Here is an 11,536-nt window from a genome sequence, read left to right as displayed (position 1 = left end):
CCGACAGGCGGGGCTTTCAGCCTTCAGGCCGGAAGCTGTCACCCCTTACTCTTCAGCTTCACAGAATGCCGCATAGGCTTCAGCGTTCATCGCATCATCCAGCTCTGCGGCGTCAGCCAGCTTGACCTTGAAGAACCAGCCTGCACCGTAGGGGTCTTCGTTGGCCAGCTCGGGATTTTCCACCAGAGCTTCATTAATAGCGATGATTTCGCCAGAAACAGGCGCAAAAATATCCGAGGCCGCTTTAACAGACTCAACAACACCGGCTTCGTCAGAAGCGGTCATGGCCGCGCCAACTTCCGGCAACTCAACAAATACTACATCACCAAGGGCTTCCTGGGCATGATCGGTAATACCGATGGTCACAGTGCCGTCACCTTCTGTACGAATCCACTCATGGGAATCGATGTAACGCAGCTCTGCTGGAATGTTGCTCATGTTCTGTTCCTCTACGGCGTATCTATTGCGTTTATACAGCGGTAGTCGTATTACCGAATAACCGCCACTGTCGTATAAATCTTTTAATATTTTACCCTGGGCAGGCCCGTCTTTTGTAAAGCTTTTTACTCAAAAACCTTCTTGCCATTACGCACGAAGGAAGGCTTGATCACGCGGACATCAACGCGTTTGCCACGCATTTCCACCTGGGCAGTGGCCCCGGTGCCGGCGGGTATTCTGGCCAAGGCGATTGAGTGTCCAAGGGTGGGGGAGAATGTACCACTGGTAATAACACCTTCACCAACACCTTCCACAACAACCTTCTGTCCATGACGCAGAACACCACGCTCCTCCAGTACCAGACCAGCCAGTCGGTCCCATCCTTTGGCGGTACGAATGGCAGCAAGCTTCTCACGGCCGATAAACTTACGATCTTTCGGATCCCAGGCCACGCACCAGCCCATATTGGCAGACAAAGGCGTAATGGTTTCATCCATATCCTGGCCGTACAGGTTCATACCGGCTTCAAGACGCAGGGTATCCCGGCAGCCCAGGCCGCAGGGTTTGACACCTTCTTCTGCCAGGCGCTCCCAGAAAGCGACGGCCTCTTCTGCGGGAAGAGTGATTTCCAGACCATCTTCACCTGTGTAACCGGTACGGGCGATCAGCCAGCCTTCACACTCCTGGCCTTCAAAAATCTTCAGGTTTTTAATGAGTTCCGCCTGGGCAGGCAGCACGGCACGGGCAGCCATTGTCCTGGCCTCAGGGCCCTGAACCGCAATCATGGCCAGTTCCGGACGCTCAGTGAGGATGACAGAAAACTCTTCGGCCTGCTTATTCATCCACGCCAGATCCTTTTCCCGTGTGGCACAGTTCACCACAATCCGGTAGCCCCAGGACATGCGGTAAACGATCAGGTCATCAATCACGCCGCCATCTTCATTCAGCATGCCGCTGTACAGGGCCTTGCCATTGAAAGTGAGACGGTCTACATCGTTAGCGAGGAGATAACGGAGATACTCCCGGGCCTGTTCGCCGGTAACATCAAGCACGGTCATGTGGGATACATCAAACATACCGGCTTTCTGCCGTACAATGTGATGTTCTTCCAGCTGAGAGCCATAATGCAAAGGCATATCCCAGCCGCAGAAATCGACCATTTTTCCGCCGGCTGACTGGTGTGCTTCAAACAGGAAAGTACGGTTACCCATAAAAACTTACCCCAAAACAAACATTCCCGAACCGGGATCATGCATTAAAACCAGGGAAAATACTTAATTCATGTCTCTAGGTGCATTTTAAAGGCACACAATCGTGAACTCAAAGAGCATTTCATCGTGGAATGAACCAGAATTCCAGACAAAAGCTCAAAAGCTGTAATTCAATTCCGAATAAATAAACAAAATTAACACAAGTTGAATTGATGCACCGGGCACAAGTATATACACCTACTTAATACGGGATCGCTGAACAAGAAGAATAACCGGAATTAACCCCACGACAATTAAAGTAATTGCAGGCAGCGCAGCTCTCTCCCACTCTCCCTCCGCTGTCATTTCATGAATCCTCACAGCCAGGGTGTCCCAGCCAAACGGACGCATCAGCAAAGTAGCAGGCATCTCCTTAATAACATCAACAAAAACAAGAAGCAGTGCAGTCAACAGGCCGGGGGTTACCAGAGGAAGATAAATCCTGCGGGCGACGGACACAGGCCCATGGCCAAGAGTACGGGCCGCTTCGTGCATGGCTGGGCGCACCCGGTCAAATGCCGCAGTGACAGGCTTTAACGCCACCGCCAGGAAGCGGATCAGATAAGCCAGCACCAACGCCAGCACACTGCCCAGCAGCAAAGGCTGAACCTGCCATCCCAGCCGCTGCTGGACCGGAGCTACAAGGTTATTGTCGAGAAACGCAAACAACATCATCACCGCCACAGCCAGCAGCGAGCCGGGCATGGCATAACCCAGGCTGCCTATTTTCTCAGCCCCCAGGGTAAAGCTGCCGGGCTGGAACCTGCGGGAAAGCACCAGCAGCATAGCAGCTGCCACCGTAGCCAGGGCGGCAAAGCCAGCCAGAGTCAGGGTATGGAGAATCAAAGCGCCATAACGGGCATCAAAATCCTGCCAGGCATCTGTAACAACCCAGGTTAACAACTGAATAACAGGCAGAAGAAAAGCCAGAACAAAAATCAGTGTGCAGAAACCAGATGTCAGCCAGGCCGACTTTCCTTTCAGCTGCTGCCGGGGCATGGGGCGCTGTCGTTCATTCTGGGCCACCTGAACACGGCCTTTTAAAACCTGCTCCAGCACCATGACCACCACAATAAAGACCAGCAGAACAGAGGCCAGCTGGGCAGCGGCCTGCAAATTAAAGAAGCCAAACCAGGCTTTATAAATAGCGGTGGTAAAAGTGTCGTAATTGAAAACCGAAACCGTGCCGAAGTCCGCCAGGGTTTCCATAACCGCAAGTACTGTTCCGCCAATAATGGCAGGGCGCGCCACCGGCAGAGTCACCCGGAAAAAGCTCTGCCGTGCATTCAGACCCAGCAACCGTGAAGCTTCATAAAGAGAGCGTCCCTGTCCCTGAAAGGCAACACGGGCCAGCATATAAACGTAGGGATAAAACACCAGTACCAGAACTGCGATAACACCGATGGGGGAACGAATATCCACCCAGGTAAAACCATCGACATTATTGCGGAGCCAGCTTTGCAGCGGACCACTGAAATCAAAAATACCCAGGTAAACAAACGCCATAACATAAGCGGGAACAGCAAAGGGCAACATCAAAGCCCATTCCAGCCAGCGACGCCCGGGGAATTCATAAAGGGAAATAATCGCCGCCAGAGCTGTTCCCAGAACAGCAACCCCCACGGCAACACCAAACAGTAAAACAAAGGTATTGGAAAGCAGCTGTGGCAGCTGTGTTTCGTACATATGCCGCCAGATATCCACCTGGATATCCTGCCAGCTCAATAGCAGCGCACCTATAGGCAGCAGCACCAAAGCGACAAGGGCAGTCACCACCGCCATAGCGACAAAAGCCGGCAGTTTTCCTTTCAGAAAACCCTGCCGGCCATGGAAAGCAGAAACGCCCGGCTGATTAGCCGGGCGTAATTTCGTACTGGTTAACATCAGTTATAGTGAACTCGATCCATAATCTGGATAGCCGCTGTCTGCTTCTCTCCGGCTACGGAAACATTCAGCTGGTCGGCTTCAAACTCACCCCAGTCAGCCACCAGGCCGGAAGGCTTCACAGAATCGTTAGCGGGGTATTCCATATTACTGTCGGCGATAATGCGCTGGGCTTCTTCAGTACTCATCCACTCCAGGAAGGCAACGGCTTCCGCCTTGTTTTTCGCGTATTTGGTAACGCCAGCGCCGGAAACGTTAACGTGTACACCGGAACCGTCCTGATTCGCCCAGAACAGTTTCAGGTCGATGTTCGGATCTTTTTTCTGTAAACGACCAAAGTAGTAGGTGTTCACTACAGTTACGTCACAGATACCGGCAGCAACCGCTTTCATGGCTTTGGTATCGTTGCTGAATACGGGAGCGGCAAGATTATCAACCCAGCCCTTGAGAACCTGCTCGGTCTTGTCTTCACCCAGGCGCTCAACCATGGTGGCGACCAGGGACTGGTTGTATACCTTCTTGGAAGTACGCAGGCAGAGACGGCCTTTCCAGTTCTCATTGGCCAGATCTTCATAACCCTTCAGCTCACCCTCTTTGATACGGTCAGGGGCATACACCAGGGTGCGGGCACGTACAGAGAGACCAACCCAGTCACCATTTTCAGAACGCAGATGGGCAGGAATATTCTGTTCCAGAATCTTGGATTCTACCGGCTGCAGAACGCCTTTCTTGCTGGCCTGCCACAGGTTACCGGCATCAACGGTAATCAGCAGGTCTGCGGGGCTGTTGGCACCTTCGGTTTCCAGGCGGGTCAGCAGAGGACCGGCCTTATCGGTGATATAGCGTACTTTAGTACCGGTTTTTTCTGTGTAGAGGTCGAACAGGGGCTTAATCAAGTGCTCTTTACGGGCAGAGTACACAACCAGCTCTTTAGGGGCTGCCTGAGTTTCAGCGTTTTTTTGTTCCGCAGTAACGATTGCGGCAGCAGAAGCCACCACTATGCCCGCAATCCAGGCTATCAGTTTTGCTTGCATCTCCATCCCCCTAGTACAGAGTATTAGAATTTTGCAAATGTTAATTGTTCTCATTTATATTTTCAATACTGAAGGGTTCTCTTTACACATAGGCCGATTGAATTTGCTTTTTTTAGTATTCCCCCTATAAACAACATGCCCTGCTGACAAAGAAAAGAATGGCGGGGCAATTCTGTTCTTTTGTTATGTGACTTTAGCCATATAAAAAATTAATTGAATAACATGGAGTTATTAACTGCAGGAAGCCAGCTAGGGAATTGAACTATAGGAAACTGCTTATGAGTGTGAGACCTGAATCCTTTTGTTATGCTCTGAAATTACTGGCAGCTCCCGCCCTATTAATATTTTTTTTTACCCTGACTTTTCCGGAATCTCTGCAGGCAGGCGTGCGATTTGATCGCCTGCAGGTAAAAGCACGTAAAAACCGAGAGCAGAACTTTCAGTATCCTGCCGTATATAGTCAGAACCCATCTATCACACGGGTATTTATTCCAGGAGAGGAATACAGCCAGTTGTTTCTGGCCCATGAAAGTGTTCCATTTACAGGTATTCTGGGACGGGGAACCCAGATGTTTATAGATAGAACGGGGAAGATATTTCATTTCGTAAATTATAAATTCAGGAAATACAATAAACCTGGAGATCAGGCTCAGGATGATAAGGAGTCTGATTATTCTCACCTTCTGCCACAGACAGTGGATAATGAAGCGGGAGACGTCCCCGATTACGAGTTTATTGATACCTCAAGTGAAAAAAACCCACTCTATTATCTCCCTTCACTGTTGGAAGACCTTGTACTGAAAAAAATTGTAAACCCTTCAGAAAACCCCAAAGCCACTGGCCATAGAGTTATTATTCCTGAACTGGATAACCGCAAACTGACCATAGGTTCTCTTGATATAACCAGTGCATCCACAAATCCGAATGACATGATTGCCGATGAATATACCTGCCGGTTAACTCTGGAACCTGGCAATCCCGTTATGGATGCGACCCATAGGTATTCACTGACAAATATCACCCCATCACAGGATTCCATTGAGATGGAAATCCGCATTAAACCCAAGCACTTCAACCTTCATCACACTGAAACACCTGTAACGGATGAATATTTTGACACCCTTTCCATATCATTGCTCCAGACTGTTGAGGCCGGGAAAAAGTTCTCAGGCCTGAAGCGCGTGCCTGTCTTTAAAACCAGCAGGGAAATACTTCTGGAAAATGCCTCCAACAGCACAAATCCAACGATTAAAGCCAGGCTCCTGCGAATATCCACAAAGAAAGGTGCAGAAACATCATTCTTTACCCCATTAGCACGATCCGGACAAGAATTTGCTCAACAGAGAATCAACAATGTTTTTTTCGAGCCGGAATACCTTTGGTGTGTAGAAGTCACAGAAAAATCTGAGAATATTCCGGATTCCCTGGCAGCAGTACCCGACCGTATAACCCTTTATCCTCTCGTACCACGTATGAATTACGACGCTCTGTCTTTTCCCGAAGGCAGTGTTGCCCGCATGCTGGAGGAGGGGCGCTTTCATTCTTTTGTATCCTATACGGCAAACAGTGGCATGCAACGGTCGTTCTTCCACACACACAGCGAACACCAGTGTCAGGCCTCTGAACTGGCTCCAACAGTGCCTGACCTGTTTTTCAGGGAATACCAGGGGGGGGATACCCAAGTTGCGGGACATATGCACGCCCCAATAGAGCCTCTAAAGACAAATGGATCCCATCCCGTCTTCGACAAATGCTCTACTCCATACCCCATTTATCAGTTCTTCGCAGACAAATCACGGAGGTTCATTAAGGCCTCCGAGAAAGAACAGGATTCCGTTCCAAAGGCTACAAGTGGTAGAAGGATGTATACAACAAGCAGCGGTATAATCACAGCCTACTGTCTGGATATGGTTGAACCTGAAACTTCAAAAGGCCTCAGAAGAATAGACTCTTCCCTTGATCTGCAGGAGCGTAAACCAATCTCCGCCCCCCTGACTCTCATGGTTGGTCATTACACCCTTAACAACCCGAAAATCAAAAAATATGTTCAGCTGATAAAAGCTGATGGAACGTTGATTACATATGACATTGTTCCATCAGATCTTGGGCCTCTTAGCCCTCCTGCCATGGAATACTATCCATCACCATTGAGTAGTGAGACAACTGACGCAGCCAGCCCCCTGACACGTCTTCCCGATAGAATGGACCCCGTTGACATTCCCTCCCATTACCAACGGCCTCGCCCTTTCCTCCGTAGGCAAACGAGACCAAAGTCTATACGCCCTGGATCGGAATATGTCACCATTGCCCCAGAGCAGGAAGAGCAACCATCTCCATTTATCATTGAGGAACCACAGTTTTTCCAACATGCCGCTGCTCTCTCACTATTCCCTCCTGCTGTTCCTTCTGTTCCTGCTGCTCCGCCTGTAGAAACACACGCCTCAGCCAAACAATTTAAAGACGCAATAAAAAACTATGAGTTCTCACCGTCTTATATACCAGATCAACACGGTAAAACTCCCGAACGGCTGCACATCGACACTCAAAACACTGATGAATCTGATTATATAAACATGGAAGAATTTACGGACCCTCCAAATGGAAGAGCTTCAAAAAACAGCACCTTATCATCCAGCGGACAACAAAGTGCTAATAGCAGCAGAAACAACTCCTTTTCTCAAGGGCCGGTGTCTGTAGGAGGTAAAGGCGCGCGAAGCCACTCCAGCACATCATTTGATGCGGCCTCCAAAAAGAGGAATAGAGCTACATCCATGCCCATGTCTACATTTTCCATGGCCAGAACGTTGAGCCATGAAGACCATCCATCACCACTGGACAGTGGTATTGGATCAACAGGAAACAGCCTGACCGTATCTCCCAGGATACTCGCGAACAATTCACCACAAACAGATTTATTTATGGCAACGGGTTCCTCAAAAACCCCATACGCTTATTCCCCCCCCTCCCACTTTCCAGGCTTGTTACCACACTCTCACCATTCGTCCCGCTCAGGGTCACGCTCAAGCTCAACACATCATTTCTCCACATCTACATCACCAACAAACGAAGATGAAGTGAGCAATTTACATAAACAATTAACTGTTGCCACCCTGCAGGCCCAAAAGGCACAAATACAGAAAGTTGCGCTGGAAGCACAGCTTCAGCTATTGAACCTTCAATCACAGCTCGAACAAGCTCAAGGTCAAGATCAAGATCAAGATCAAAGACATCAACAGTTCCAGACGGGGTTCAAGACAACAGGAAGAGAGCAATATTCTGCGGATCTGACATGGCAAACCAGTCCATTCAGTTCCCCTCCCCCTACCTCAAGTACAGCAGAGTTCAATCTCTATAAGGCTCTAGATACATCAACACAAAGCCCCTTGTCTGATTACGAAGACCTGGATGCAGTTCCCCCTTGGCTACAGCAGAAGCATCAGGCACACAGAAGATTATCTAACCTGCCTCCCCTGCCTGCCGAAGCCGTTATGAGCAAGGAAGAATGTAATCATCAACACAACTTCGACGGAGTTTCGCCGCCTCCGTTACCCCCCCGAATTCACTCGACAACAGAAATAAAAAGAAACTAATACGGAAAACAGCCTGCCTGCGTATAACGAGATTATACGCAGCAGTCTGATAGTATTTGACAAACCTTCGCTCACAGTTTTTTCTTACGACGCAGCTGACCTTTCTATCCTGAGCGTCGTTTTTTCCGAAACAAACGGGGCTTCACCTACTCCAATACGACGGCCTGTTGTATGCTATCGGGTTTTTCGGCAACCGCCCGCCCGCCGCGTCGGGCCACAGGCATCCTGAGCAATGATGGAAGAGCATTACTACCCTCATAAAATTGAAGAAGAGGCCCAGAAATTCTGGGAAGAAAATGACAGCTTTGCTGTCACCGAACAGGAAGGCAAAGAGAAGTACTACTGCCTGTCCATGTTCCCCTACCCCAGCGGCAAGCTCCATATGGGTCATGTCCGCAACTACACCATCGGCGACGTTGTATCCCGCTACCAGCGTATGCAGGGCAAGAACGTTCTGCAGCCCATGGGCTGGGATGCGTTTGGCCTGCCGGCAGAAAATGCGGCTATTAAGAACAAAACCGCTCCCGCTCCCTGGACCTACCAGAACATCGACTACATGAAAGGCCAGCTGAAGAAGCTGGGCTTCGGCTACGACTGGAACCGTGAGCTGGCCACCTGCACCCCGGAATACTACAAATGGGAACAGTGGTTCTTTACCAAACTGTACGAAAAGGGTCTGGTCTACAAAAAGATGAGCGCCGTAAACTGGTGCCCCAATGATCAGACGGTACTGGCCAACGAGCAGGTGGAAGACGGCAAGTGCTGGCGCTGCGACACCATCGTTGAGCGTAAGCAGCTGGCCCAGTGGTTTATCAAAATCACCGACTACGCTGACGAACTGCTGGCTGACCTGGACCAACTTGATGAATGGCCCGATCAGGTAAAGGCCATGCAGCGCAACTGGATCGGCCGTTCCGAAGGTGTGCAGATGACCTTTAAGGTTTCTGGCTCCGACGACGAATTCCAAATCTACACCACCCGCCCCGATACCGTTATGGGCGTAACCTATGTGGCCCTGGCCGCCGAGCACCCCCTGTGTAAAGAAGCGGCCCAGAACAATGCCGCCCTTGCCGCCTTTATCGATGAGTGTAAGAGCAACACCACCTCCGAGGCCGATATGGCCACCATGGAGAAGAAAGGCGTGGATACCGGCCTGAAGGCTATCCATCCGATCACCGGTGAAGAAGTCCCTGTCTGGGCTGCCAATTTTGTACTGATGGACTACGGTACAGGCGCGGTTATGTCTGTTCCCGGCCACGACCAGCGGGATTACGAGTTTGCCAAAACCTACGGCCTGAACATCAAACAGGTGATCAAGCCTGCCGGTGATGAAGCCTGCGACCTGAACGAAGCGGCCTTTACCGGAAAAGGTATTCTGGTCAATTCAGGCGAATTTGACAGGCTTGATTTTCAGAAAGCTTTCAATGCTATCGCCGATAAGTTGATGGCCGACGGTAAGGGCGAAAAACAGGTGAACTACCGCCTCCGTGACTGGGGCGTATCCCGTCAGCGTTACTGGGGCGCGCCAATTCCCATGCGCTACCTTGAAAACGGTACCGAAGTACCTGTTCCCCCGGAAGACCTGCCGGTGCGCCTGCCGGAAGATGTGGAAATGGACGGTGTTCAGTCCCCCATCAAGGCTGACAAAGAGTGGTGCCAGGTGACCCATAACGGTCAGCCCGCCACCCGGGAAACCGACACTTTCGACACCTTTATGGAGTCCAGCTGGTACTACGCCCGTTACTGCTGCACCGGTAATGACGAAGCTATGCTCGACCCGAAAGCCGCCAACTACTGGCTGCCGGTAGACCAGTATATCGGTGGTATTGAGCATGCGGTTATGCACCTGCTTTACTCCCGTTTCTTCCACAAGCTGCTGCGCGACGCTGGTCTGGTAGACAGCGACGAGCCCTTCAAGCGCCTGCTGTGCCAGGGCATGGTTCTGGCTGAAATCAACTACACCCTTGATGAGAAGGATGTGAAGCATTATGTCGCTCCCGGTGATGTTGAGAAGCGGGCTGTTGATGGCAAGGTCGAGTGGTTCCTGAAAGACTCCAATACCCCCGTCGTTCATGCCGGTATGGGCAAGATGTCCAAGTCCAAGAACAACGGTATTGATCCCCAGGAGCTGATCGACCAGTACGGTGCTGACACAGTGCGTCTGTACACCATGTTCGCTTCTCCGCCCACACAGACCCTGGAATGGTCAGATTCTGGTGTGGAAGGTGCTAACCGCTTCCTGCGCAGGTTCTGGAAGATGGTAGCGGCTCATGTGGCCGGTGGTGAGCCTGCTCTTAAAATCAGCGCCCTGGATGTCAATGCCTTGAACGATGGCCAGAAGGCTCTGCGCCGCAAGACCCACGAAACCATCGCCAAGGTTTCCGATGACTGCGATAAGCGCCTGACCTTTAACACCGCTATTGCCGCCATCATGGAACTGACCAACGCCATCAGCAAGTTCAGCGGTTCTTCAAATAGCGAGTCTGAACAGGGCCGTGCGGTAGAACGTGAAGCACTGGAAGCCGCAACCCTGCTACTGGCACCCATTGTACCCCACACCGGCCACGTTATCTGGAAAGAGCTGGGTCATACAGATCCTGTCATGAATGCAGGCTGGCCGAAAGTGGATAGTTCCGCACTGGTTAAGGAAGCCATCACCCTGGTTGTGCAGGTAAACGGTAAGGTACGTGCAAAGCTGGATGTACCCGCTGATGCTTCCAAAGACCAGATGGAAGAGCTTGCCAAGGCCGATGTCAATGTGCAGAAATTCACCGACGGCAAGACCATTCGCAAGGTGATTGTTGTGCCCGGTAAGCTTGTCAACATTGTTGCAAACTAACCTTTAGTTCCTGCCTTGCTCTAACAGTGCTGGCTATGCCGGCACTGTTTTATTCCCCCGCTTTTACTTCTTTGCGGATGAATTTGAAAAAGTCAGCGCCGAACAAATCATGACTATTCAGAATCTGCTGGACGAGAATAACGTCCACATTATTGATGTGAACTGGAATGAGGATGGTCAAACACTGCCAGAGTTGCGCTCCGTTATGAAAAAAAGTCAATACTATCGCCTGTTGCTCAAGAGGGCAGACAACGCTTTTAAAAAATTCACTGTTCCTCCAAAGGCTGATGAAGATGTTATCACCGAAAGTCTCGCAAGCTATCTGCACAAACAGGGAGTAACCGATGTCGTACCTATAGGTAGGATGCTTCGATTCCGCCTGCGTGATAGAAACTGCGAAAGGAGCCTTGAGCAATCGCTTTCGGGTTGCTTTCGACCAGGACCTGAATATAACCGTAGACTTCCGCTCTCTGAAATTCTGGTTTGACCGTTCTGTGGATC

7 protein-coding genes are annotated in these 11,536 nt (G+C 50.6%); 3 read left to right on the top strand and 4 right to left on the bottom strand.

Annotated features, from left to right (window positions below):
* Positions 1-45: 45 nt before the first annotated feature.
* The 4 genes from gcvH to ACY2RQ_RS09255 all read right to left on the bottom strand — a co-directional run bounded on the left by gcvH (position 46) and on the right by ACY2RQ_RS09255 (position 4,606).
* Entirely contained in the window at positions 46-438 is a 393-nt protein-coding gene (gene gcvH, locus ACY2RQ_RS09270; protein ID WP_490112683.1) for a glycine cleavage system protein GcvH, read from the bottom strand.
* 125 nt (positions 439-563) lie between these two features.
* Positions 564-1,649, bottom strand: a complete 1,086-nt coding sequence (gene gcvT / locus ACY2RQ_RS09265) for a glycine cleavage system aminomethyltransferase GcvT (RefSeq protein WP_490112682.1) — start codon at positions 1,647-1,649, stop codon at positions 564-566.
* A 237-nt stretch (positions 1,650-1,886) separates the two neighbouring features.
* Complete coding sequence (locus tag ACY2RQ_RS09260) at positions 1,887-3,572, bottom strand: ABC transporter permease (protein ID WP_490112681.1); 1,686 nt, start codon at positions 3,570-3,572, stop codon at positions 1,887-1,889.
* The gene (locus tag ACY2RQ_RS09255; RefSeq protein ID WP_490112680.1) at positions 3,572-4,606 is read right to left on the bottom strand and encodes an extracellular solute-binding protein; all 1,035 of its coding nucleotides are present in this window, start codon (positions 4,604-4,606) and stop codon (positions 3,572-3,574) included. Before ACY2RQ_RS09255 ends, ACY2RQ_RS09260 begins: the two co-directional genes overlap by 1 nt.
* 1,043 nt (positions 4,607-5,649) lie before the next feature.
* On the opposite strand from ACY2RQ_RS09255, the gene ACY2RQ_RS09250 reads away from it, so the two are divergent.
* From ACY2RQ_RS09250 to ACY2RQ_RS09240, 3 genes are all read left to right on the top strand, one after another.
* Entirely contained in the window at positions 5,650-8,196 is a 2,547-nt protein-coding gene (locus ACY2RQ_RS09250; protein WP_490112679.1) for a hypothetical protein, read from the top strand.
* Between the two features lie 235 nt (positions 8,197-8,431).
* Positions 8,432-11,035: a leucine--tRNA ligase gene (gene leuS, locus ACY2RQ_RS09245; protein WP_490112707.1), complete on the top strand. Its 2,604-nt coding sequence runs from the start codon at positions 8,432-8,434 to the stop codon at positions 11,033-11,035.
* Between the two features lie 109 nt (positions 11,036-11,144).
* On the top strand, positions 11,145-11,522 hold the full coding sequence (locus tag ACY2RQ_RS09240) for a hypothetical protein (protein WP_490112678.1): 378 nt from the start codon (positions 11,145-11,147) through the stop codon (positions 11,520-11,522).
* Positions 11,523-11,536 lie beyond the last annotated feature (14 nt).

It is taken from the genome of Parendozoicomonas sp. 209JJ7-1 (assembly GCF_058147085.1).
The sequence above is the reverse complement of the archived record's forward strand: the minus strand, read 5'-3'. Positions and strand labels throughout refer to the sequence as shown.

Excerpts from the sequence above, each read along its gene's own strand:
- ACY2RQ_RS09255 (WP_490112680.1), bottom strand. The coding sequence starts at position 4,606 with ATGCAAGCAAAACTGATAGCCTGGATTGCGGGCATAGTGGTGGCTTCT.
- leuS (WP_490112707.1), top strand. The coding sequence starts at position 8,432 with ATGGAAGAGCATTACTACCCTCATAAAATTGAAGAAGAGGCCCAGAAA.
- ACY2RQ_RS09260 (WP_490112681.1), bottom strand. The coding sequence starts at position 3,572 with ATGTTAACCAGTACGAAATTACGCCCGGCTAATCAGCCGGGCGTTTCT.
- gcvT (WP_490112682.1), bottom strand. The coding sequence starts at position 1,649 with ATGGGTAACCGTACTTTCCTGTTTGAAGCACACCAGTCAGCCGGCGGA.
- ACY2RQ_RS09250 (WP_490112679.1), top strand. The coding sequence starts at position 5,650 with ATGGAAATCCGCATTAAACCCAAGCACTTCAACCTTCATCACACTGAA.
- ACY2RQ_RS09240 (WP_490112678.1), top strand. The coding sequence starts at position 11,145 with ATGACTATTCAGAATCTGCTGGACGAGAATAACGTCCACATTATTGAT.
- gcvH (WP_490112683.1), bottom strand. The coding sequence starts at position 438 with ATGAGCAACATTCCAGCAGAGCTGCGTTACATCGATTCCCATGAGTGG.